The 21,701-nt window shown below is 69.8% G+C and carries 19 protein-coding genes; 13 read left to right on the top strand and 6 right to left on the bottom strand.

Annotated features, from left to right (window positions below):
• Positions 1-59: 59 nt before the first annotated feature.
• From IT371_01025 to IT371_01015, 3 genes are all read left to right on the top strand, one after another.
• Entirely contained in the window at positions 60-539 is a 480-nt protein-coding gene (locus tag IT371_01025) for a cytochrome c maturation protein CcmE (GenBank protein ID MCC6746207.1), read from the top strand.
• A gap of 74 nt (positions 540-613) precedes the next feature.
• Positions 614-1,681, top strand: coding sequence for a selenide, water dikinase SelD (selD, locus tag IT371_01020; GenBank protein ID MCC6746206.1), 1,068 nt, complete (start codon positions 614-616; stop codon positions 1,679-1,681).
• The gene (locus tag IT371_01015; protein MCC6746205.1) at positions 1,650-2,837 is read left to right on the top strand and encodes a putative metal-binding motif-containing protein; all 1,188 of its coding nucleotides are present in this window, start codon (positions 1,650-1,652) and stop codon (positions 2,835-2,837) included. Before selD ends, IT371_01015 begins: the two co-directional genes overlap by 32 nt.
• A 6-nt stretch (positions 2,838-2,843) precedes the next feature.
• On the opposite strand, the gene IT371_01010 is transcribed toward IT371_01015, so the two are convergent.
• Positions 2,844-4,883, bottom strand: coding sequence for a radical SAM protein (locus tag IT371_01010; GenBank protein ID MCC6746204.1), 2,040 nt, complete (start codon positions 4,881-4,883; stop codon positions 2,844-2,846).
• 400 nt (positions 4,884-5,283) lie between these two features.
• Here IT371_01010 and IT371_01005 point away from each other — a divergent pair, with 400 nt between their 5' ends.
• Entirely contained in the window at positions 5,284-7,584 is a 2,301-nt protein-coding gene (locus IT371_01005) for a transglycosylase SLT domain-containing protein (GenBank protein ID MCC6746203.1), read from the top strand.
• Here the strand turns inward: IT371_01005 and IT371_01000 are convergent.
• A complete protein-coding gene (locus IT371_01000; GenBank protein ID MCC6746202.1) occupies positions 7,578-7,946 on the bottom strand; it encodes a hypothetical protein in 369 nt (122 codons plus the stop codon). The two genes, IT371_01005 and IT371_01000, sit on opposite strands and share 7 nt — an antisense overlap.
• Positions 7,947-8,017: 71 nt before the next feature.
• Positions 8,018-9,052 carry a hypothetical protein gene (locus tag IT371_00995; GenBank protein ID MCC6746201.1) on the bottom strand — a complete coding sequence of 345 codons (1,035 nt, stop codon included), beginning with the start codon at positions 9,050-9,052 and terminating at the stop codon, positions 8,018-8,020.
• Between the two features lie 279 nt (positions 9,053-9,331).
• Here IT371_00995 and IT371_00990 point away from each other — a divergent pair, with 279 nt between their 5' ends.
• On the top strand, positions 9,332-10,192 hold the full coding sequence (locus IT371_00990; GenBank protein MCC6746200.1) for an LEA type 2 family protein: 861 nt from the start codon (positions 9,332-9,334) through the stop codon (positions 10,190-10,192).
• 16 nt (positions 10,193-10,208) lie between these two features.
• On the opposite strand, the gene IT371_00985 is transcribed toward IT371_00990, so the two are convergent.
• Together IT371_00985 and IT371_00980 are read right to left on the bottom strand one after the other, a co-directional pair.
• Complete coding sequence (locus IT371_00985) at positions 10,209-11,435, bottom strand: YvcK family protein (protein MCC6746199.1); 1,227 nt, start codon at positions 11,433-11,435, stop codon at positions 10,209-10,211.
• Positions 11,436-12,122 (bottom strand): HAD-IB family phosphatase, encoded by a 687-nt coding sequence (locus IT371_00980; protein ID MCC6746198.1) that lies wholly within the window; start codon positions 12,120-12,122, stop codon positions 11,436-11,438.
• Positions 12,123-12,173: 51 nt separating this feature from the next.
• Between IT371_00980 and IT371_00975 the strand changes: the two genes are divergently transcribed.
• From IT371_00975 to pruA, 3 genes are all read left to right on the top strand, one after another.
• Positions 12,174-13,439, top strand: a complete 1,266-nt coding sequence (locus IT371_00975) for a hypothetical protein (GenBank protein MCC6746197.1) — start codon at positions 12,174-12,176, stop codon at positions 13,437-13,439.
• A gap of 73 nt (positions 13,440-13,512) precedes the next feature.
• Entirely contained in the window at positions 13,513-14,682 is a 1,170-nt protein-coding gene (locus tag IT371_00970) for a hypothetical protein (protein MCC6746196.1), read from the top strand.
• A 56-nt stretch (positions 14,683-14,738) separates the two neighbouring features.
• On the top strand, positions 14,739-16,370 hold the full coding sequence (gene pruA, locus IT371_00965; GenBank protein ID MCC6746195.1) for an L-glutamate gamma-semialdehyde dehydrogenase: 1,632 nt from the start codon (positions 14,739-14,741) through the stop codon (positions 16,368-16,370).
• Between the two features lie 28 nt (positions 16,371-16,398).
• Here pruA and apaG read toward each other — a convergent pair whose 3' ends face one another.
• Positions 16,399-16,779 (bottom strand): Co2+/Mg2+ efflux protein ApaG, encoded by a 381-nt coding sequence (gene apaG / locus IT371_00960; protein MCC6746194.1) that lies wholly within the window; start codon positions 16,777-16,779, stop codon positions 16,399-16,401.
• Between the two features lie 228 nt (positions 16,780-17,007).
• On the opposite strand from apaG, the gene IT371_00955 reads away from it, so the two are divergent.
• Genes IT371_00955 through IT371_00935 form a run of 5 tightly spaced genes read left to right on the top strand, consistent with a single transcriptional unit; the run spans position 17,008 to position 21,443 of the window.
• A complete protein-coding gene (locus IT371_00955; protein MCC6746193.1) occupies positions 17,008-17,952 on the top strand; it encodes a heme A synthase in 945 nt (314 codons plus the stop codon).
• Positions 17,949-18,929 (top strand): protoheme IX farnesyltransferase, encoded by a 981-nt coding sequence (gene cyoE / locus IT371_00950; protein MCC6746192.1) that lies wholly within the window; start codon positions 17,949-17,951, stop codon positions 18,927-18,929. Before IT371_00955 ends, cyoE begins: the two co-directional genes overlap by 4 nt.
• A complete protein-coding gene (locus IT371_00945; protein ID MCC6746191.1) occupies positions 18,926-19,900 on the top strand; it encodes an ABC transporter ATP-binding protein in 975 nt (324 codons plus the stop codon). Before cyoE ends, IT371_00945 begins: the two co-directional genes overlap by 4 nt.
• On the top strand, positions 19,897-20,745 hold the full coding sequence (locus IT371_00940) for an ABC transporter permease (GenBank protein ID MCC6746190.1): 849 nt from the start codon (positions 19,897-19,899) through the stop codon (positions 20,743-20,745). The genes IT371_00945 and IT371_00940 overlap by 4 nt, the downstream gene beginning before the upstream one ends.
• Positions 20,742-21,443 carry an SCO family protein gene (locus tag IT371_00935; protein ID MCC6746189.1) on the top strand — a complete coding sequence of 234 codons (702 nt, stop codon included), beginning with the start codon at positions 20,742-20,744 and terminating at the stop codon, positions 21,441-21,443. The genes IT371_00940 and IT371_00935 overlap by 4 nt, the downstream gene beginning before the upstream one ends.
• Positions 21,444-21,701 lie beyond the last annotated feature (258 nt).

Genomic DNA, 21,701 nt, shown 5'->3' with positions numbered 1-21,701 from the left:
CGGCGAAGCCCCCCTTCCGAGGGCTTGTCGGGACGGCACGCTGTGCTACATTGCACGCGATGACAAACCCGTCCCGCCGCCGTCGCCGGACGCTGCTCTTCGCCGGCATCTCTGCCGCGGTCGTCTCGGCTGCGGTGATCTTCGTCGTCATGACCACCGTGTCGAGCGGTGGAGCCCTCGAGTACTTCAAGAGCGTCGACGAGGTGGCGAAGGACGCCCCCGCCTGGAAGGGACGTCGCGTGCGCCTGCACGGAAACGTCGTGAGCGGCACGATTCAGAAGAAGCGGGAGTCCATGGACTACCGCTTCGCCGTGCATCGCGGCAACCGCTGGGTCGAGGTCACCTACACCGGCCTCGTCCCCGACACGTTCAAGGACTGCGCCGAGGTAGTGGTGACGGGTCAGCTCCGCCCGGACGGAAAGATCTTCGCCGCCGAGTCCATCGCCGGGAAGTGCCCCTCCAAGTACGACCAGAACCAGCGAGCCACCGGCTGCGGCGAGGGGATGAAGGCCGACGTCCTCGCCCAGCGTACGCGCTAGGCCCGCGGCTCGCGCCGCACCACGCCCGAACGCCAGAGCACCATCGCAGTGCCGGCCATGGTAGAACCCGCAGCATGAGCGGTGACCGCGAGATCCCTCGGCCGCCCCCCATCCGCTTGACGCAGATGGTGAGCTGCGCCGGTTGAGCCGCCAAGCTGGGGCCAGGGGACCTGGCCCGCGCGCTGGAGGGGCTACGACAGCGGACCGACCCAGACCTCCTCGTGGGCCTGGATCGGCCGGACGATGCAGGTGTGTTCCGCCTCACGGACGAACTCGCCCTGGTCCAGACCGTGGATTTTCTCACCCCGATCGTCGACGAACCCGAGCTCTTCGGCCAGATCGCCGCAGCGAACGCCCTGAGCGACGTCTACGCCATGGGCGGGCGCCCGATCACCGCCATGAACGTGGCGTGCTTCCCAACCGAGCTTCTGGCCGGAGAGGTGCTGGCACGCATCCTCGCGGGCGGCCTCTCCAAGCTCGACGAAGCCGGGGTGGCTCTCGCCGGTGGACACACCGTCGAAGGCCCGCAGCTCCTCTACGGCCTGGCGGTCTCGGGGCTCGTGCATCCGTCGCGCATCTGGACCAAGGCCGGAGCGAGGCCCGGGGACCGGCTGGTCCTCACCAAGGCCATCGGTACCGGGGCCCTCGCCACCGGCCTGAAGCGCGACCTGGTCGCCGAGGCGCCCCTCGCCGAGGCCGCGCGCTCCATGGCCGAGCTGAACCGCCGCGCCGCCGAGCTGGCGCAGGACCTCCCCGTTCACGCCTGCACCGACGTCACCGGCTTCGGCCTGCTCGGGCACGCGTGCGAGATGCTCGCCGGGCAGTCCGTCTCTTTCCGGATCGAAGGCGGTGCCGTCCCCCTCCTACCCGAAGCCCTCTCGGCCATCGAGCGCGGATGCCGGCCCGCGGGGCTCGCGCGAAACCGCGCCCACCGCGAGGCGATGGTGCGATTTGACCCGCAGGTGCCCGAGGCGCTACAAGACCTGCTGTTCGACCCCCAGACCTCGGGGGGCTTGCTCCTCGCGCTTCCCGAGGCCGCTGCGGAGGACCTGCTCCGCCGCCTCCGCGCGGCGGGATCGACGCAGGCGGCCCTGATCGGAGAGGTGATCGATGCTGCCCCGCCCCACATTCTCGTCGGCTAGCGCTCGCCGCGCGCGCGCTGTCGCTCGCTCGATCGGCGTCGTCCTGTTCCTCGTCGCGGCGGCCTGCGACGAGCAGGGGAAGCGTCCGTGGTTTCCCCCGGACGGAGGCTCGGCCGGCAACGACGGGGGGCAGGCCTTTCTGTCCCCCTGTGACGACGACCGGCAGTGCGCGTCGGGCAAGTGCGTGGAGGTGGGAGGAAGCAAGCGCTGCAGCCGTTCCTGCAGCACGGCAGAGCCCTGCCCTACGCTCGCCGGTTGGACCTGCAACGCCGCGCAGGTCTGTGGCTGCGTGGCCCAGGGAAAGAAACCCGACACCTGCAACGCGGACGGCGACTGCGACGGAGTGCCCGACAAGACCCCCGAGACGGAAACCTGCAACGGCCGCGACGACGACTGCAACGGCGAGGTGGACGACGTGCCGGCGGAGACGAAGGGAGCCAAGCGCTACTTCCGGGACGCGGACGGCGACACCTTCGGCGACGTCTTCAAGCCGAAATGGCTCTGTCAGCCGCAAACCGGCTGGGTAGAGGACATGACCGACTGCGACGACTCGAAGAAGGAGACGAGCCCCGTCGCGAGCGAACTCTGCGGGGACAAGCTGGACAACAACTGCAACGGGCAGCTCGACGACCGCGACCTCTGCGGCCTCGCGCCGATCGACGTGCCCGACGTCGAGGACGCGCGCCACAACAGCGCGACCCTGAAGACCTGCTCGCCTTCGACCACGGTGGACCCCTCCGTGGACGTGACGGAGATCGTGGCCAAGCAAGATCTGCAGGCGGTGAAGTTCACCGTGCGGCTGGCGGGAGCGCCGGCCTACGAGAGCTGCGCCAGCTACAAGCTCTCCTTCGGCGGTGCCGACAAGACCTACCCTCTGGTCTACATCTATCGACTCGGGGCCGCTCCCTGCGGGACGCAGGGCCTTCCGCTCCTCGAGGCCTACTACCAGGGCAAGCCGATGAAGACGACCGCCAAGACCATGCCGCTGCGCGCGGCCCCCGGCCACGTCTCCTTCACCATCCCCAAGGTGGAGCTCTATCCGCTCGTCCCGCAGGCCTCCTACTGGCTCAGGGCGTGCACCAACGCGAAGGCGGACGCGGCGCTGGATCCCACGGCATGCGCCGCGGACACCTGCGAGACTCCCGTCGCGCGCTGACGATGTCTACTTGAGCGTGGGCTGCGCGGAGGTGGAGCAGCCGCAGCCGCCCCCCGCCCGTCCGTCGGTCGCGCCGAGGCTCCCGCCCGGGCTCTGAGCCGCGGCGCGTCCCCGCTCCGCAACCGCCAGCGCGAGCGGTTTGCTCTCGCAGCAGCTGGAAACGGCCGACGGCGGGCCCGCGGAGAAGGGCGTCGCGCGAGCGGGGGTGGGACGCGCGCGTGGCACGCGCACCTCCAGGGGATCGTGCCCGTAGTCCGGCAGGTCGAGCGGCTTGTCGGGGCGGGCGTAGATCTCGTGCCGGCCCTTCTCCTTGTACCAGTCGGCGACGCTCGCCACGGCGTACATCTGCTCGATGATGTTCCGCCAGCCGATGCCCGTGTTGTAGGCGCAGAAGCTGATCTCCCCGAGCTGCGTGCCGTACGGGATGATGCACATCTCCGTCCGACGGAAATCGTAGGTGAACAGATCCTGGAACCACATGCCCCCGATGAAGAGCACGCGCCACGGGAACTCCGCCGCGTCGTCCTTGCCGAGGCCCACGGCGCCCGTCTGGCTCAGGTACTGGCGGATGAGCATCATGAGGTCCAGGTTCCGGGGCGCCTTGCGCGCGTCGTAGTTCCGCATCACGGCCAGCGCGAGCTGCGCGTAGGTGAGCGGGCGCGAACGATTCGCGTCGCTGATGGATCGAATGTCCCGGAGGAGCTGGTCCACGTTCAGGAACTGCGTCAGGGGAACCGCCTCCCGCGTCTCCTTGTGCACCATCAGGATCGTCCCGATCCCGCAGCTCGGGTGACAGCCGCAGCTAATGCTCCCCCACTTGGCCTCCTCGCCGAGTAGAACGTCGGTCATGTCGGCGAACGGCTGGAGCGCCGAGAGCGGAAACCAGTCGCGCAGGGGCTCCAGATGGCCGGTCTGGCGCTTCAGGTCATGCGCCAGGTGGCTCAGCGTGTAGCGCTGACGGGCCCTCGTCTCGTCGTCGATCTCTTCGTCGCGTCCGGTGAAGCTCACCGGCTGGAAGGCGATGGTCGTGACGGCGTCGATGTTCTCGATGGCGAAGTCCAGGATCGGACCCACCTGATGGTCGTTCACGCCGTTCACGATGGTCGTGACGAGCACGACGTCGATGTCGGCCTTCTTGAGGTTCTGGATCGCGCGCAGCTTCACGTCGAACAGGTTGCTGATCTTGCGATGCGCGTTGTTCTCGTTACCCACCCCATCGAACTGCAGGTAGGCCAGACGCAGTCCGGCCTCGCGCGCCTTGGCCGCAAAGTCGGGCTCGAGCGCGAAACGGAGGCCGTTGGTCGCGCATTGCACGCTGATGTAGCCGACCTCGCGCGCGTAACGGATGGCCTGGAGGAAGAGGGGGCTGAGCGTCGGCTCCCCTCCGGAGAACTGCACCGTCATCTGCCGACGCGGCTTGATCTTCGTCGAGTTATCCAGGATCTCCTTCACGTCCTCCCAGGTCAGCTCGTGCACGAAGCCCACCTGGTTGGCATCGGTGAAGCACGGGTCGCACATCATGTTGCAGCGGTTCGTCAGGTCTACCGTCAGGACCGCACCCCGGCCGTACTTCACCGACGAGCTGCCGTGGTTCCGGAGCGGCGTCTTGGGGCTCTCGTGATCCCGCCCCGGAAAGAGCCGCTCCATCCGGCGCAGAAATTCGGGGTCGCTCGCCAGCACGTCCTCGAAGCGCCCGTGCTTGGGGCACTCCTTGACCATCAGCACCTTGCCGTCCCGCTCTAGGATCGTGGCCTTGATCTCCCCCGGGCGCCCGGTTCGCAGCTCGTCCAGCTCCCGCGCCCCGGAAAGGATCTCCGCCCTCACCTCCTGCACGCATCGTGGGCAGAGTGAGTCCGTCTGTCGCGGCCACCCGAGCTGCGGGAACGAGCGGGCCTTCGACTTCACCATGGGCGCCGGGGCCCATTCGGGCTGAAAGGGCCGGCTCTCCACTGCGGCGTTCAGCCGCTGCACGGCTGGCCAGAGCGCCGCGGCCGCGCCGGAAAGCCCGCGCTCCAGCTTCTTCGTCACGTTCGATGGAATCTTCATCGCTCCCTCGTTCCTTGAGCTCCCCCACCAACACCCGCCGGCACCACCCCCAGAGCAAGATCCGGGCCGGCCACACGCACCCCTTGTTTATGGCGAACCATCGAGCTTGACAAGCTTTTTCTTGGCACCCACGAAACCCCGCCCTGCGGCAACGCACGGTCGCGTGCACGCTCCCGGATCGGCGACACACCGCGCCGTTCCAACTGCCCGGGACCCCGGCGCGTTGGCGGATGCACGGGGCCGTGCATCGGATGGCCCGCCCTCTCACACGCGGCCCTACCCCGGGCGATCACCGCCACTGCCAGCGGACCGGCCGCAGGCGTCGGGATCGGGGCACGGATTTCCCTTCTCCACAGGGATCGGTCAGACTAAGGCAGACCATGTCCCAAACGTGAGCAGCATGAGCCAACGATCCGTTCTCTCGCTGGTCGCTCTCTCGTCTTTCCTTGCGTTCCACCCGCGCGCGCTGGCCGACTCGACCGACGACGCCGCAGCCGCGTTCGCCGCGCGAGACTACGCCAAGGTGCTCAAGCTCCTACCGCGTCGCCTCGCCGACGACGGCGCGGAAGCCAACGTCTTGCGCGCGCGTGCGCTGCTGCACCTCGGGCGCCCGGCGGAGGCGCTCGACAGCCTCGAGGGCGTGGCCAAACAGCTCCCGCACCTCGCCGACCTCGTGGCCTTCCTGCACGGTGAAGCTCTGCTCGGCACGAAGGCCTACCTGAAGGCGGCCGAGAGCTTCCACTCCGCTGCGTCGCTCAAGGGGTCGCGATGGGTGGACCTCGCGCGAGAGCGTCGCGCGGAGGCGCTCCTCCACGCCGGCCGGCCCCAGGCCTCGGCCGCTGCGTATCTGGAGCTGCTCAAGAGCTACCCGACGCATCCGCGAAGACCAGCCCTGCTCGTGGCGCTGGCGCAGGCCCGCCTCGCGGCCGGGCAGCGGGTCGAGGCGGCGGAGGGGCTGCAGGCAGTGTGGCTGGAGCACCCGTCCAGCGCGGCCGCCGCGCGGGCTGCGGAGATCTTGCAGGAGCTGCGCGACAAGGGCGTGCGCCCCAAGCCCGCCGAGCTCGGAGAGCTCGTCGGACGGATACGCAAGCTCCGCAAGACGAAGCGCTACGAGCAGGTCGTCGCGGAGCTGCGCGAGCTGCGGCAGCGAATGCCGGCAGCCGCGGTCGCGCTCGACCTCCAGCTCGTGCTGACGCACCGCAAGGCCGAGCAGTACGCGGAGGGGATTGCGCTCCTCGAAAGTCTCACGGCGGCGGTGACGCGACGCGGAGCCAAGGGCAAGCCCTCGCTCGCCTACCTGCGCAATCTACGGATCGACCTCCTCTGTCGCGCCGGACGCATCGACGAGGGCATCGCGCTGGCCAAGGGGGCGCTACCCGAGAACCCGAAGCGGCGGGACGTCCCCCGACTCACCACTTTCGCCACGCTCCTCGGCGAGCACGGACGGTACGCCGAGGGACTGGGCGTGCTCGACCAGGCGGCGGCGCTGCTCAAGAACAAGAAGGCCTTTCCCGCGCAACGCGCGTGGTTCGCGTACCGCGCTGGCCAGCACGACCGCGCCATCGCCGGGCTCCAGCAGCTCGTGAAGGGAAAGAAGCGGCTCGCGTTCTCGCTCTACTGGCAAGCTCGCGCGCACGCCCGCGCCGGGCGCACCGCGCAGGCCGAGGCGCTCTATCGCCAGCTCCTGGAAAGCCACCTCCGCGAGTACTACGGGATCCAGGCCCGGAGCCGCCTCGTGGAGGCGAAGAAGCTGCGCCTCGAGGAACAGCGCTGCGCCGAGACCACGGCGACCCCCACCTCGGACGCCGAGGCGCAGCTCGAGAAGCTCGCCGAGCAGTACGGAGCCCTCCTGCCCGGACTGCCGCGGGCCCGGTCGCTCTGGCAGATGGGGATGCTCGAGGACGCGCGACGCGAGCTGATGCTCACGGCCCTCGACTTCTCGTGGACGGTCTATCGCGGCCGGTTCCGGCAGTACCGTATGCGCCCCGAGGTGGTTCGACTCTGGAGGGGAGGACCCGCGCCCAAACCCGAACGCACGCCGAAACGGGACAAGCTCGTGCGGCAGCAGAAGGCGGAGCTCAGGCTCGCGCTCGGGGCGGTGACGCACGCCGCGGGGCTCTCCTATTTCGGCTGGCGCTTCAGTCCGGCCGACCCTGACCCCGTCCGTCGTAGCTATCCGCGCGCCTACCCGCACCTCGTGGCCGAGACCTCGCGCCGCTTCGACGTCGACCCGAACCTGATCTGGGCCGTGATGCGCACCGAGAGCGTCTACAAGCCGGACGTCATCTCGCGCGTCGGCGCGGCCGGACTGATGCAGTTCATGGCGCACACCGCGGAGCGCGTGGCCGGGGAACTCGGCCTGGCGAACTACCAGCCGGCGGACGTATTCAACCCTGCCACGAACCTCACCATGGCCGGCCACTACCTGCGCGCCGTGACCGCCAAATTCCGCGGGCAGGTGCCGCTCGTCGCGGCCGCGTACAACGGCGGTCCCCACAACGTGGCGCGCTGGCTGAAGGCGCGCGGCTCGACGGCCGACATGGACGAGTTCATCGAGGAGATCCCGCTCGACGAGTCCAAGCGGTACGCGAAGAAGATCGTCCGCCTGATGGCGCTCTACGAACGGGCCTACTGCGGCAAGGACGATCGCACGGTGAGCAACACGCTGGATCCGAGCTTCAGCGCCTACCCCGGCTACTGACCCTCAGACCCCGTCTGGCTCCCGATCTCGAAGCCCTGTCGGCGCAGAAAGCACACGCTCGGATCGCGCGGTGAGAGGAGCTCCCGCGGAAGCAGCGCGGACGACGGGCTCTCGGGGGCGAGGATCCGGTGCGACTCCTCCGCCGGGGGCACGCTGAGCTTCGTCACGCGCCGGCAGAAACAGCCGGACCCCGTTCCCGTCGTCTGGCACTTGCATTCGTAGCCCGCGATGCACTGCCGATCCTTCGGCTGGTAGATGTCGCAGGCCTTGTTCTCGATCGTCTCCTCGTCCACCGTGCAGGCGAAGCCCGCAAGCGATGCAAACACGAGGGCGAGGAGTGTGGGGATCCGGGAGGGGGTCATCAGGTCGGTCAAGAGGCCCTAGAGGAGGCAGCTGGGATGAACGGGACGGCCCGCACGGGAGGCAAACATGCCTAGAAGCGGCCTCCCACCATCAAGCTACCACCCCCCTTGGCCAGGTCAAAGCCGATGCTCAGCTTCTCGCTCTGCCGCTCCTTGGACTCCTTGCGATACTCGAGCGCGAAGAGCAGGACGGAGGTGGCCACGGCAGCGCCGCCCGCGCCGAGCAGGATGTTGGCCGTGAGGGCGTTCTTCTGCGCCTTGTCGCGCAGGGTCCACGCCTCCGGCTGCACCTGCGCGTCGGCCGCCTCCTGGTTGGCCTGCCGGGACATCACACCGAAAGCGGCGCCGCCGGCCAGCGCCCCGAGCCCCACCGACAGCGTGGTCCAGGCGTGCCAGTAGCGCTTGGTGAAGATGCGGGACATGAAGCCGGGCTCCTGCTGCGCGGGGGGAACCTCGACCGCCGCCGGGGCCACACCACCCGCGGCCTCGCCCGTGAAGCTCGCCAGCTTCGCCTTCGCCTGAGGCTGGGTCTTGCCGGGCGGCGTCAGCGGATCCTCCTTCTCGTCGTCCTCTTCGCCCCCGAGGCCAGCCATCTGCGCCTCGCCCGCCGACTGCTTCACCACCTCGGGCTTGAAGTCGCCGTCCGGAGCCGTTTCCGCGTCCGCGTCGGAGCGGGAGACCACCTCGGGCTGGAAGTCGCTCGCCACCGCCTTCTTGCCCTCACCCCCCACGTCCGCGCGAGCCAGCAGGCGCGCGGCCAGAACGGGCCCCTTCAGGAGCAGCGCCGGGGTCCGACGGGCCTCCAGGTTCTCCGTCCCCATCACGGTCCCTTCGGCCGCCGACAGGACCCGCACGTCCAGCTGGAAGCTGCGGCCCGCGCGGGTCACGTGCCCCGCCACCACGTAGCGAACCTTGAGCCGGCGGCTCACGGCCTGCACGCAGCTCGGCACCTGCATGCACTTGCGAAGCTTCGCCCCCCCGAGACCCCCGAGCATCACCACCTTGGCCCGCTTCCCCTTCTTGAGCCGCTTGAGGACACGACTCGTCACGCCACGCGCCACGCGCCCCGCGGCCGCGTCGCTCGCGGTCATGGGCGCTAGGGCCACCCGTCCCACCTTCGAGGCGCGGCCAGTCGTGGGCGCGGCGACGGAAGCGGCTAGGATGACTGCGGATACCGTGAATCGACGCATTCTTGGCTCTCCCGGTTACGGTAGATGGAATGCGACCCCTGTGCCACCCCCCGGAAAACCCGGTGACGCATGTGATCGCAGGCACTTAGATGGTCGCACGAGGCGTGCCGAGCCCCAGAAGCTGGGGTCTGGAGCCCCAGCGATCGGTGCATACGCCCCACGCTCCGCGCGCATGGTAGAACCACGAGATCTCACATGCCTCCCCACCGCGCCTGGCTGGCCGTCGCCCTGCTGTCTTGCGCCTCGGGCTGCGCCGAACGGCTGGTCCGGTTCAAGCTCGCGCGCCTGACCGAGCTGACGGTGTTCCGCATGGAGCGCGAGGCGTTGTCGGCGTCGGTGCGATGCGAGGTCGAAAACCCGAATCCCGTCGGCGCGACCCTGAAGGAGCTCCGCTTCACGACCCGCATGCAGGGCCGGGTCGTCGGCACCGGCCAAGTGGGGCAGCCTCTCGAGGTGCGGGGGCGCCGCCCCTTCGAGCTGCGCGCGCCGATCCGCGTGCGCTACGTCGACCTCCCGAGCGAGCTTCCGGCGCTGGTCTCGACGGGATCCGTCCCGCTCGAGGTGGAGGTGCACCTGGTCGCCGAGACGCGTCTCGGCCGCTACCCCATGCGCCTGACCTGGCAGGGACGCCTTCCCGTCGCGAGGTCGGTCCGGGTCGGCGTCGGCGGCGAGCTGGCCGACGGGGCCTTTCGGCTGCGCGCCGTGGAGGTCGCGCGCGTCGACCTCGGCGGGATGGAGCTCGCGGTGCGCCTGCAGGCGACCAATCCGTTTCCCTTTCCCGTCGGCGTTCGCCGCGTGGACTACGCGCTCTTCGTCGGAGAGACCTTCTTTGGCGAGGGGCGCTCCGCAGGGCGCCTCACCCTGCCGGCTCGCGCGGGGCGGGAGCTCTCCCTGCCGCTCACCGCGACCCATATGGGCGCACTCGACGGCGCGTCCGCGCTCCTGCGTGGGGCCTCGCGTCTGCGGGTCCGCGGAACGGTGTGGATCGACCCGCTCGCGGGGGTGTCGGCCATCCCCTTCGACGTGACGACCGAGCTTCGCGCCGTGCTGCGCTGAGGCCCCGCCCGGAGGATCAGCAGAGCGAGAGGAGCACCGACGCGACGACTCCCGGCTCGTGCATCCCCTGCCCCATCGGCTGCGCCTCCACGGGCAAGACGATGGGCTCGACCCCCATCTCCGCAATCGCCTCCAGGTCGACGGGCACGTAGCCGCCGGCGTCGCTCGGGCCGTGGGTCCCTACGAGCACGTAGTGCACGTAATCGGCCATGCCCCCCGGGCTCGGGTCGGAGGCGCAAAGGTAGCGGTGGAGCTCGGTGAGCATGCCGCTGACCGTCATCCCAGGCGTCTCCTCGTCGCGCAGCAGGTTCGCCACGAAGACCTTGGGACGCCGCGTCTCGCGGATCACGCGCCCCAGGTCGCCCACGATCAGGTTCGAGACCAGGCTGGTGTAGAAGCTCCCCATCGTATAGGCCACGAGCGACGTGGAGCGGAGCGCGCGTTCGACATGCGGGTTCAACGCAGGATGAACCTCGACCCACCCCTCCTCGCCCTGCTCCACGATGGCCAGGCGCCGGATGGGCGCATGCGGCTGCCCGGTGAGGCGGGCCTGCCCGACCCAGGTCGAACCGTCGTCGAGCTCGCCGAGGAGGTGGTAGTCGCCGCCGCAGCAGACCGGGTAGACCTCCCCGCGGACCGCGGCGAGCGCCGAGAACTCGAAGATCACCGACTCCAGATCTCCGACCGCGAGAAACGCGCCGGCGATGACGAAGTTGCCCAGGTTCCCCCCGCGCAGGTCGAAGTCCCCGGGCATCTGCCCGACGAAACGCTCGAGGTGCTTGAGGATGATGCGACGGTAGCGCGGCTCGATGCGCTTCATCTGCGGGTGCCGCTCGTCGAGAAAGGAGTCGAGCTCCTGCCGCAGCGCCTCGGCCGTCCCTTCCGCGGGCAGGCGGGTCCGGAAGAGCCGACTCACGGCGGGATTACCGCGCATGCTCATGTCCGAGAGCGCCATGAGCCGGTTGCGGAGGTCGCCGGGCGGAGGCATGCCCAGTTTCTGCCGCAGCTCGCGACTCGACCCGCCGTCGTCGAAGGTCGGCAGGACGTGCACCGATCGATGCGTGTACTGGATCAGCGTCTCCGAAAGAGCGCGCGCCCCGCTGCCCCCCGACAGGAGCACCATCGACGGGCCCTCGGCCGGGTGCTGCCGGTGGTACTCCACCTTGCGATACGCCGGGAGCTCGATCGAGTGCCGCAGCCTCACCTGCGTGACCGGCCCTTCCTTGGTCTCGTGGTAGGCCATCTACGCCGTCTCGAGCAGCGCCAGGAGGCGGCGCAGGTCGGAGTGGATCACGTGCCTCGCCGCCGCTTCCACCTCCCCGTGCTTCGGCTCGTAGGCCACCGCGAGGCCCGCCGTCCGCATCGCGTCGAGGTCGTTGACGTTGTCTCCGACGAAGACCGTGCGCTCGAGCGGCACGGCCAGGGTCTGGCAGAGGTGGCGCAGGGCCAGAGCCTTGCCCGCCATGTCGAAGGGGGTCGCAGCCCACCCCTCGATGTAGCCCCGGCGATCGAACCAGATCCGGTTTGCAAAGACCGCGTCGAAGGCGTGGTCGCCGAGGAGCAGCTCGAGCGTCAGGTCCAGCGTGCCGCTGATGATCGCCAGCCGGTAGCCGCGCCCGCGCAGCTCCGCGAGCGTCTCTGCGACACCCGCCATGAGCGAGAGCTGCTCGAGGATGACGTTCGCGATCTGAGCCCGCGTCGCACGCGCGGCCAGCCAGCCCTCGACGTCGAGGTCGACCCACTCGGCATACGTGATGTGGCCGCCGCGAAAGGCGTCGAAGCGACGCCGGTTGACGGTGCCATCGCCGCCGAAGTGGTGGTTGAGCAGCTCCCAGACCACCTTCCCCTCCGGGTGTCCGACGAGCGTTCCATCCACGTCGAAGGCGATCAGGTCGTGGGCCACCTGGCGGTCGCTGGCCTTGCGCATCATCAGCCTGCCTTGTGCTCGACAGCAGGGACCCAAAAATGTTAGTTCACACCAATGCTATATCTAGAGAGTTTTGTCCACCGGGTCGAGCTGGCCGAGGTGGTCTCTCGCTGGGTCGTGAACCGCCCCGACCCAGAGGATGTGGCGACGCTCAAGAAGATCGTCAACTTCAACTCCTACATCTCGCGCCTCTGGGTGCACCACCTCTTCACGCAGCTCCTGACCGAACTCTACGGGCAACCGCCAAAGAGCTTCATCGCGAAGACCAAGGGCGAGATCAAGGACTTCGTCGTTCGCACGCCGCTCTACACCAACGAGCGCATCGAAGAGCTCTTCGCCATCTACCGGACGTTCAGCGAAGACTACTACCGCGAGACCCCCTTCGACGGGCGCGTCTACTACAACGAGGTGGGGGGGCACCCGCAGTACGTCGGCTCGAGCCGCATCAAGCGTTTCCGCCGTATCGCCGAGAAAGGGAGCCGGCGAATCGTCGACTACATGTTCGAGCGCATCCGGGCCAACGCCGACGCTCTCGCCGAGGAGCGAGCGAAGCGGCTGGGTATCCCCAAGCATCAGCTCATCACACCGCAGGAAGAGCAGGTGGCGGAGTTCCTCGACGCCGAGCGACGGCTGCTGAAGATGATCCGGCGCGGCACGATCCAGGCCGAGTTCCCGATCCTCTCCATTCCCGACGTGGTCGGTATCAAGGTCATCGCCGAGGGGGACCAGTTCGAGCGACTGATCCGGGCGCTCGAGGCGAACCCGTCGTGCAGTCTGCTCGAGCAGGAGCACCACACCGGGCGCTACAACGCGATCAACCTGCGCGTGGCGCACATGATCCCGCGCGCGCTCCTCGCCGCGACCCCCCCGGCGGGCGAGAACCTGAAGGTGCTGGCGAGCCGCGGCTTCGACCCCGACAAGCTCGTGCAGACCTATCACGAGTTCCTCGACTCCGCCGAGGACCACGTGCTGCTGGAGATCATCGTCTCGAGCTACCAGGACTTCCTCGAGTCGGAGATCGGCCGCAGCATGCACGAGGACCGCATCCTCGAACAGCGCTCCAACCGCGAGTACAACGCGCACCTGGCGACCAGCGTCTTCTACCTGATGGACTACATCCTGGCGCTCTGCCTCTCCCCGCGCGTCGAGCCGGTCGCGGACGTGCCGATCAAACTCTGGGTCAAGTACATGCCCGACACGATGGACCGGCTCTTGCGGGGGCTCTTCAACATGCCCACCGACGCCTCGTTCGAGGTGGCCAGCCCCGACTGGTCGGAGTCGCCCCCCCCCATCCTGGGCGGCGTCTCGCTCGTCTCGTAGGCCCGTCGCGGGGCCCTTCCGCAGCCCGTAGCCAAGCACCGAACTCCGTGAAATACTCGGGCCGTAGGGGAACATGGCCGACAGCCCTGATACGCGCAGCCCCAGCGAGTCCGAGCCCGCGCAGGCCGATGGGGACGGCGGCAACGGCGTGCCCCCCTCCTCGGAGCGGGCGGCGCGCTACCACGGAGTCCTCCGCGCAGGGGCGCAGGGTCTCGCGTGCGTGAACGCGCCGAACATCTCCCTCATGGTCGAGCGCGGGCTGGAGGTCACGAGCCAGACCCGTCGGAGGTACGCCAACCAGACGATCTTCCTCGACGGTGCCTACGTGGAGGCCCCCTTCTTCGACAACGAGTCGCGGCAGTACTCGCTCGATCATCACGCGGGGTGCGTGCGCGCCTTCACCCTCGCCACGTGCGAACAGGCCGCCGTGATGCTCCTCGACGGGCTGCCTCTCGACGACGGGGACTGGCAGCTCTACGTGAACGATCCAGACCTGGATGCGCTGCTCGCCGCGTGGCTCCTCATGAACCACACCGAGCTCCTGAAGGACGACGCGCAGCTCCTCGGGGAGGTGATGCCCTTCGTGCGCGTGCAAGGGGTCATCGACGGCCACGGGCTCCACATGCGGGTCCTCACCGGCTTCTCCGAGGCGCAATACCGCGAGCAGAAGGGCCGCATCGACGCCGCGATGTCCGACGAGCGACGGCTCAAGGCGCGTGGCGAGTGGGCCACGATGGACTTCACCGCCTACACCCGAGGTCGCCTCGAGTACCTCGACGAGCTCCTCTTCCCGGCGGGCTACCTCGCGCGGCTCCTCGACCTCAAGGAGGTCGCGCGCCTGCCGATCGGGCAGCGCAAGCTCGCGTTCCTCTGCCAGTCGCAGCAGGGGATCTACGCGGTCGAAGACCTGCTCAAGGAGCGCTACGAGAAGCAGGTCGGGGTGATCGTCCTCGACCTCGGCGGCGGCCGCTTCACGCTGCGCCAGGTCGACCCCTTCCTGCCGCGCACCCTCGAAGACCTCTATACGGCGTTGAACCTGAAGGACCCGCGTGCCGAGGGGAGGCCCGAAAACGAGAACCGCTGGGGCGGCTCGGCGGACATCGGGGGCTCCCCGCGCCGCACCGGGTCCGGGCTCGAGGGTCCCGAGGTGCTGAGCCTCGTGCAGCAGGTCTATTCCGAGGCCGGCTGGTTCACCCGGCTGATGCGCCGCCTGAAGACCGGATCCACGCCGAGCATCCGTTGACCCACCCGAAACGGCCGTGGTAGGCCCCTCTCGAGCTCTGCGAAGAGAGGGCGACGATGACCGATGCGATCCTCAAGGTTCCGCCTCCCGTGAACGAGCCGGTGCTCTCGTATGCACCGGGCTCTCCCGAGCGGTCGGCGCTCAAGGCGCAGCTCGAGCGGCTGCTCCAGGACGAGCTCGAGATCCCGCTCTTCGTCGATGGCAAGGAGGTCACGACCGGGAAGCTCGGCTACGCGGTATGTCCGCACGACCACCGCCATCGGCTGGCGCGCTTCCACCAGGCCTCGGCCGAGCACGTGCAGCACGCGGCCATCGCCGCGGCGCGCGCGCACGGGGAATGGGCGGCGACGCCGTGGGAGGCCCGTCTGGCCATCTTCCTCCGGGCCGCGGAGCTCCTCGCGACGAAGTACCGGCCGATCCTGAACGCGGCGACGATGCTCGGGCAGAGCAAGACGGCGCACCAGGCGGAGATCGACGCCTCCTGCGAGCTCGTCGATTTCTTCCGCTTCAACGCCTTCTTCGCCACGCAGCTGATGGCCGAGCAGCCGCTCTCGTCGGCGGGGGTCTGGAACTACCTGGACCACCGGCCTCTCGAGGGCTTCGTCTTCGCCGTCACTCCCTTCAACTTCACCTCGATCGCCGGGAATCTGCCGACGGCGCCCGCGCTGATGGGCAACACCGTCCTCTGGAAGCCGGCCTCCACCGCCGTCTACTCCGGCCACTTCATCATGAAGCTGCTCGTGGAGGCGGGGCTTCCGCCGGGCGTGATCAACTTCTTGCCCGGCTCGGGGGGGCAGGTCGGCCAGCCGGCGCTCACCCACCCGGACCTGGCGGGGGTCCACTTCACCGGGAGCACGCAGGTCTTCCAGGGGATGTGGCGAACCATCGGGGAGCAGATCGCGAGCTACAAGAGCTACCCGCGCGTGGTAGGCGAGACCGGCGGCAAGGACTTCATCTTCGTGCACCCGTCGGCCGATTTCGAGGCTGTGGTGGCCAACTGCCTGCGGGGCGCGTTCGAGTACCAGGGGCAGAAGTGCTCGGCCGCCTCTCGGCTCTACGTGCCGAAGTCGATGTTCCCGCGCCTGCGCGACCGCCTGGCGGACGAGATTCGCGCCCTGCCGATGGGCAACCCGCTCGACTTCCGCAACTTCATGGCGGCGGTCATCGACCGCGGAGCGTTCGAGGAGATCCGCGGCTTCATCGAGCACGCGCGCGGGGCGAGCGACGCGCGGATCGTCGTCGGTGGCGAGTGCGACGAGACGCAGGGGTACTTCATCCGCCCGACGCTCGTGCACGCGGATCAACCGGACTTCCGCCTGATGCGAGAGGAGATCTTCGGACCGGTCTTGACCTGCTACGCCTACCCGGACGAGCGCTACGCCGAGACGCTCGAGGTCTGTAACCACACCTCGCCCTACGCCCTCACGGGCGCCATCTTCGCGAACGACCGTCGGGCCGTGAGCCAGGCCGCCAAGACCCTGCGCTTCGCCGCCGGGAACTTCTACGTCAACGACAAGCCGACGGGAGCCGTCGTGGGGCAGCAGCCCTTCGGGGGCGGCCGCGCGTCGGGGACCAACGACAAGGCGGGAAGCATCCTGAACCTGATGCGCTGGGTTTCGCCACGCGCGGTGAAGGAGACCTTCGTCCCCGCGACGGACTACCGCTACCCCTTCATGCGCGAGGCGTGACAGCCGCGAGGGCCTCGGGCGCCGTCGGTCAGTTGATGGCGAGCGTCTCGGCCAGCGTGAAGGACGGGATCTCCGCCTCGAAGCTCTCGCCGTCGGCGTCCACCATCTGGTAGCTCCCCCGCATGGCGCCGATGGGGGTCGGGAGGGGGCAGCCACTCGTATAGGTGAAGCTGTCTCCGGGGAGGAGGAGCGGCTGCTGTCCCACGACCCCCGGCCCGCGCACCTCGTCCACCCGGCCCACGGCGTCGGTGATCACCCAGTGACGACTGAGGAGCTGCACCGGCGTGCTCCCCTCGTTCGTGATCGTGATTGTGTAGGCGAAGAAGTAGAGCCCGTCGGCGGGGCGGGACCGCTCCGCGACGTACTCGGTGCTCACCGAAACCTCGACCCGATGCGCCGAACGCTCCATACCACCCGCTCCCGGTCGCTCGGGGAACCACGACCTACGATCCCCGCGACGCTCGGCGGCTCATAGCACCGCCCTCGCAGACCGGTCAAGCGAGGCGGCCGCGGACCCGGCGGCGAACGGGGGAAACGGGGTCACGATCCGCCGCCGTTGCGAAAAGCGCTGGCCAGCGGCACCAACCGGAGGTATTACCCGCGCGCCGGGTTCCAGCCGCACAGGGGTCGGCACTGCATGCTCGTGCACCGTTTCGCGCTCGCAACCTCGACCGCCACCTTTCTGCTCCTCCTCGTGGGAGGGACGGTCAATCCCACCGGCTCGTCTCTCGCCTGCCCGGACTGGCCGCTCTGCTACGGCAGCCTGATGCCCGCGATGGTCGGAGGGGTCCGCTTCGAGCACACCCACCGCCTGGTCGCGGGCCTCGTGGCCCTCATGACCGTGGGACTCGCGGCCTTGGCCTTCCGGGCGCGGCCGGTGGACCCGGCCCTGCGCCGGCTCGGGCTGCTCGCGCTTGCAGCCGTCCTCATCCAGGCCACGCTCGGCGGGATCACCGTGCTCTTCAAGTTGCCCCTGGCCGTCTCCACGGCCCACCTCGGGCTATCGATGATCTTCTTCGTCTTGCTCATCTACACGGCGTGGCGCACGGCGCCCGCACCGGGGAGCCACTCCGCGGGAAAGCGGGCGCTCGTCGGGTGGACCACGGCCGCGGTGTACGCGCAGATCCTCCTCGGCGGACTGGTCCGTCACACCCATTCGGGCCGCGCCTGCTCGGCCGACATCCCCTGGTGCCTCGGGCAGGCCTGGTCTTCCTGGGGACCGGCGCAGCTCCACATGCTCCACCGGTACGTCGGTGTCCTGGTCGCGGCGCTCGTCGTGGCCGCCGCCTGGAGCGTGGCGACGCAGGCGCTGGCCGGCGGCCGTAAGGGCCTCCTCGCGCTGGCGCTCGCCGCGCCGGTTCTCGTGCTGACCCAGATCATCCTCGGCATCCTGTCGGTTACGAGCGGCATCGGCGTCGTGGAGGTCACCGCGCACCTTGGCGTCGGGGCCCTGCTCCTCGCGTGCCTGTCCTTGTCCTTCATGGCGCTCGGGACGCGACCGGCGCCGGCGTTCGCGCCCGAGGGGCAGCCGCTCCCGCGACGGAGCTCTCCGCCCCACGGGGCCCGCGGAATCGCCGGATGAGCGGCGCCGTCGGCTCGAGCTCGCGCGAGGATTTCTCGCCTCTGGCAATCCCGCCCGAGGACGCGACCGAGGCCGCCGTGAGCGCGCCTGCCGCCGCGCCGCGACCCCTCCCGCGCGCGCTGGCGACCGCGCGGGACCTGCTCGCCCTGACCAAACCGGGCGTGACGCTGATGTGCGTGGCGACCGCCTCGGCCGGCCTGTGGGTCGCCCCGCTTCGCCCCGGCGTCGGCACCATCATCGGAACGCTCCTCGGCACGGCGCTCGCGGTCGCCGCCGCCGCCGCGTTCAACATGTTCCTCGAGCGCGACCTGGACCGACGGATGCAGCGGACCCGTCGGCGCCCCCTCCCCGACGGACGTCTCGCCCCCGGGGCGGCGGTGGCGCTGGGTTCGGTGCTGGCCGTCGCGGCCACGGTGCTCCTGTGGACGCAGGTGAATCGGCTCACCGCCCTGCTCGCGCTCATCGCGCTACTGAGCTACGTCCTGGTCTACACCCCGCTCAAGCGGCAAACCCACCTGGCGCTGTGGGTCGGCGCGATCCCCGGCGCCATGCCCCCGCTCATGGGGTGGACGGCTGCCACGGGACGGCTCGACCTCGCGGGCTGGGCGCTCTTTCTGACGGTGGCGCTCTGGCAGCTCCCCCACTTCCTCGCCATCTCGATCTACCGTCGCGCCGAGTACACCCGGGCCGGCATCAAGATCGTGCCCGAGGAGCTCGGCGAGACGGTGGCCCGCGCGCAGTGCGTGATCTTCACCGCCGCCCTCCTGCCCGCCAGTCTGAGCCTGCCCGCGCTCGGCGTGGCGGGGTGGATCTACACGGCGGCGGCGCTGCCGGCGGGCCTTGGCTGGCTCCTCCTCGCGCTCGCCGGACTGCGGGCACCGTCGGGACCCACGTGGGCGCGTCGCTTCTTTCTCGCGTCCCTCGTCTATCTCCCGGTCATCGTGCTCGGCCTGATGTTGGACGCGGTGTTTCGGTGACCGCGACGCACAACGAGAGCCAGCCCGTTCTCGCTGCAGAAGGCCTCTGCCTGGCCTACGGCGCGAGGACGGTGCTGGAGGACATCTCCTTCGCGCTCCATCGGGGCGAAGCTCTCGGCCTGCTCGGCCCGAACGGGAGCGGCAAGTCCACCCTGCTCGGCCTGGCCGCGGGGCTCCTCTCCGCCCAGCGCGGCGTGCTGCGCTTTCGCGGCGAGCCCTGGCCGAGTCGCAGCCGTGCCCTGCGGTCCACGCTCGGCGTGGCGTTTCAGTCCCCGAGCCTGGACCCCAAGCTGACCGCGCGACAGAACCTCATGCTCGCCGCGCGCCTGTACGGCATCCGCGGGGCCGAGGCCCATCGGCGCACGCTGGAGCAGCTCCTCCTGGCGGGCCTGCACGAGCGCGCCGACGAGCCAGTGGCCGTCTTCTCGGGCGGAATGCGCCGACGCCTCGACTTGGCGCGGGCCGTGCTGCACCGACCGCGGCTCCTGCTGCTCGACGAGCCGACCGCCGGACTCGACGAGTCGGCCTTTCGCGCGACCTGGAAGCTGGTGCAGGCCATGCGCACGAGCCGCGAGCTCAGCCTCCTTCTGGCCACGCATCGCCCCGAAGAGGCCGAGCAGTGCGACCGGCTCCTCGTCCTCTGCCGAGGCCAACTCCGCGCCCTCGATACCCCCGAGAACCTGCGCCGCCAGATCGGCCGCGACGTGGTGTCCGTGCAGGCCGCCGAGCCTCGCACCCTCGCCCTAGAGGTGAAGGATCGCCTGGGACTCGCCAGCCTCATCACCCACGACGGGCTGCTCATCGAACACGACGCGGGCCACGAGCTGATCCCGCGCCTCGTCGAGGCTTTTCCCGCGGGGCGCTTCTCGACCGTCAGCTTGCGGCGGCCGAGCCTGGCCGACGTCTTCCTCAAGCTCACCGGCCAGTCCCTCGACGACGAGCCGACCCAGGAGGAGGCCACGGCAGCATGAGCGGTGACCACGCAGCAGCCGCGCCGGCCGAGCGCGCTCCGCGCCGCGCGGAGGAGCACGCGGTGAGCTGGCTCGCCCAGGAGTGGGGCGTCATCTCGTCCCTCTGGTGGCGGGATCTCCTGCGGCTGGCGCGAGAGCGCTCGCGCTGGATCGGCGTGCTGGCCCAGCCGGTGCTCTTCTGGGTCATGCTGGGCAGCGGCCTGGCGGAGACCTTCCGCATGCCGGGCGGTGGCCCGAGCTACCTGACCTACTTCTACCCCGGCGTGCTCGTGATGACGGTCCTCTTCACCGCCATCTTCGGCACCATCTCGGTGATCGAGGACCGCCAGCTGGGGTTCCTGCAGGCTGTCCTGGTCGCTCCCGGCTCGCGCGGCGCGCTGGTCCTCGGCAAGACCGCGGGGGTCACCACCATGGCGCTGATCCAGACCGCGATCCTGCTCGGCGCGGCCCCGCTCGCGGGCTACTCGTTCGGTCAGGTCTCCTGGCCCGCGCTCCTGCTCGTGCTCCTCCTCGGTTCGGTCACGCTCACTACCCTGAGCTTCTCCATGGCCTGGGTCATGTCCTCGACCCAGGGCTACCACGCCGTCATGAGCGTGGTCCTCATTCCGCTCTGGATGGTCTCCGGCGCAATGTTTCCCGCGCCGGCCTCCTGGATGGGCGTAGTCGTCCGCTTCAACCCCATCTCGTACATCGTGTCCGGCGTGCGGGCCGCCCTCGCCGGGCCGGGCGCCCCCACCCGCGGCCCAGGGCTCGGCACGAGCCTCCTCGTGCTCGGGGCCCTCTCCCTCGCGGGCTTCGCGCTCGCCGTGCTGGCCACGCGACGTGGCGGCGCGCGCCGCGAATGAGCCACGACCCCGTCGCCGGCGGAGCGCCGAGTTCCGCACCGTCGTCAGACGACGGAGCGCACCCGGCCGCCGAACCGCGCCGCCCCATCTGGCGCAACCCCTACGTCTGGGCTGCCATCGGGGGGATGGCGGCCATGACCGCGCTGCGTCCGTGCCTGCGGCGGGTCCCCGCGCCGCCCCCCGTGGTGGCCAAGCTCCCCGCGTACCGGCTCGAGGACACCGCCGGACGCCCCTCGGGGTCGGCCGAACTCGCCGGCCAGGTCTATCACCTCGCCCTCGTGCGCATGTCCTGCGCCGTGCATTGCGTCCCCGTGGCCCGCGCGCTCAAGACGCTCATTCGCCGCTACGACTACATGAAGATCCCCGTGCAGCTCGTGGCGGTAGCCGTCGATCCGCCGGCCGAGGCGCGCCGCGGGGCGAGCGCCTACCTGGCGCAGCGCAAGCTCGTCTCGCCGCGGCTCCGGCTCCTCTCGGGGCCGCCCGAGGCGCTGAAGCCGCTCCTCGAGGCGCTCGCCCGCGCCAGCGGTTTCGCCGTGCCGAAGGGAACCACCGTCTCCGAGCTCGAGGCGCTGGCGCACCAGGCCCGGCTCTACCTCATCGACGCAGCGGGCAACCTGCGCGGCAGCTACCGCACCGACGAGCTCGGCACCGACGAGGCATATCACCGTGGCCTGCACGTCTGGCTCCCGAAGCCGTAGATCCCCCGCGCCCCGAAACGCACCCCGCAGGAGCGCTGGGCGACCCACTCCCAAGCTGCGTCTTATCAGCACCTTCGATGCCCGAACGGAGCGCGCGCACGCGTCGGAAAAGTGTTGCCGTCCGAAGCCTCCGCGGCTAGTGTACGCCCGCGCAAGGCGCGCCAGAACGTGATCGCCGACGGAGAAAGAGCTCGACGGCCTCCCACTGGACGCGCGATGGATGCAGCGATGTTCCACCTGACCGGCGAAGAGAGAGCG

The organism is Deltaproteobacteria bacterium (assembly GCA_020848905.1).
In the GTDB taxonomy this organism is placed as follows: Bacteria; Myxococcota_A; Polyangia.
Note: the sequence above shows the minus strand (reverse complement) of the source record. Positions and strands in the feature narration are given on the sequence as shown.

What these genes read in the sequence shown, in the direction of transcription:
- IT371_00990 (MCC6746200.1), top strand. Translation starts at nt 9,332, where the DNA reads ATGCCTCCCCACCGCGCCTGGCTGGCCGTCGCCCTGCTGTCTTGCGCC.
- IT371_01025 (MCC6746207.1), top strand. Translation starts at nt 60, where the DNA reads ATGACAAACCCGTCCCGCCGCCGTCGCCGGACGCTGCTCTTCGCCGGC.
- IT371_00970 (MCC6746196.1), top strand. Translation starts at nt 13,513, where the DNA reads ATGGCCGACAGCCCTGATACGCGCAGCCCCAGCGAGTCCGAGCCCGCG.
- IT371_01000 (MCC6746202.1), bottom strand. Translation starts at nt 7,946, where the DNA reads ATGACCCCCTCCCGGATCCCCACACTCCTCGCCCTCGTGTTTGCATCG.
- IT371_00955 (MCC6746193.1), top strand. Translation starts at nt 17,008, where the DNA reads ATGCTCGTGCACCGTTTCGCGCTCGCAACCTCGACCGCCACCTTTCTG.
- apaG (MCC6746194.1), bottom strand. Translation starts at nt 16,779, where the DNA reads ATGGAGCGTTCGGCGCATCGGGTCGAGGTTTCGGTGAGCACCGAGTAC.
- cyoE (MCC6746192.1), top strand. Translation starts at nt 17,949, where the DNA reads ATGAGCGGCGCCGTCGGCTCGAGCTCGCGCGAGGATTTCTCGCCTCTG.
- pruA (MCC6746195.1), top strand. Translation starts at nt 14,739, where the DNA reads ATGACCGATGCGATCCTCAAGGTTCCGCCTCCCGTGAACGAGCCGGTG.
- IT371_01015 (MCC6746205.1), top strand. Translation starts at nt 1,650, where the DNA reads ATGCTGCCCCGCCCCACATTCTCGTCGGCTAGCGCTCGCCGCGCGCGC.
- IT371_00975 (MCC6746197.1), top strand. Translation starts at nt 12,174, where the DNA reads ATGCTATATCTAGAGAGTTTTGTCCACCGGGTCGAGCTGGCCGAGGTG.
- IT371_00980 (MCC6746198.1), bottom strand. Translation starts at nt 12,122, where the DNA reads ATGATGCGCAAGGCCAGCGACCGCCAGGTGGCCCACGACCTGATCGCC.
- IT371_01005 (MCC6746203.1), top strand. Translation starts at nt 5,284, where the DNA reads ATGAGCCAACGATCCGTTCTCTCGCTGGTCGCTCTCTCGTCTTTCCTT.
- IT371_00935 (MCC6746189.1), top strand. Translation starts at nt 20,742, where the DNA reads ATGAGCCACGACCCCGTCGCCGGCGGAGCGCCGAGTTCCGCACCGTCG.
- IT371_00985 (MCC6746199.1), bottom strand. Translation starts at nt 11,435, where the DNA reads ATGGCCTACCACGAGACCAAGGAAGGGCCGGTCACGCAGGTGAGGCTG.
- IT371_00940 (MCC6746190.1), top strand. Translation starts at nt 19,897, where the DNA reads ATGAGCGGTGACCACGCAGCAGCCGCGCCGGCCGAGCGCGCTCCGCGC.
- IT371_01010 (MCC6746204.1), bottom strand. Translation starts at nt 4,883, where the DNA reads ATGAAGATTCCATCGAACGTGACGAAGAAGCTGGAGCGCGGGCTTTCC.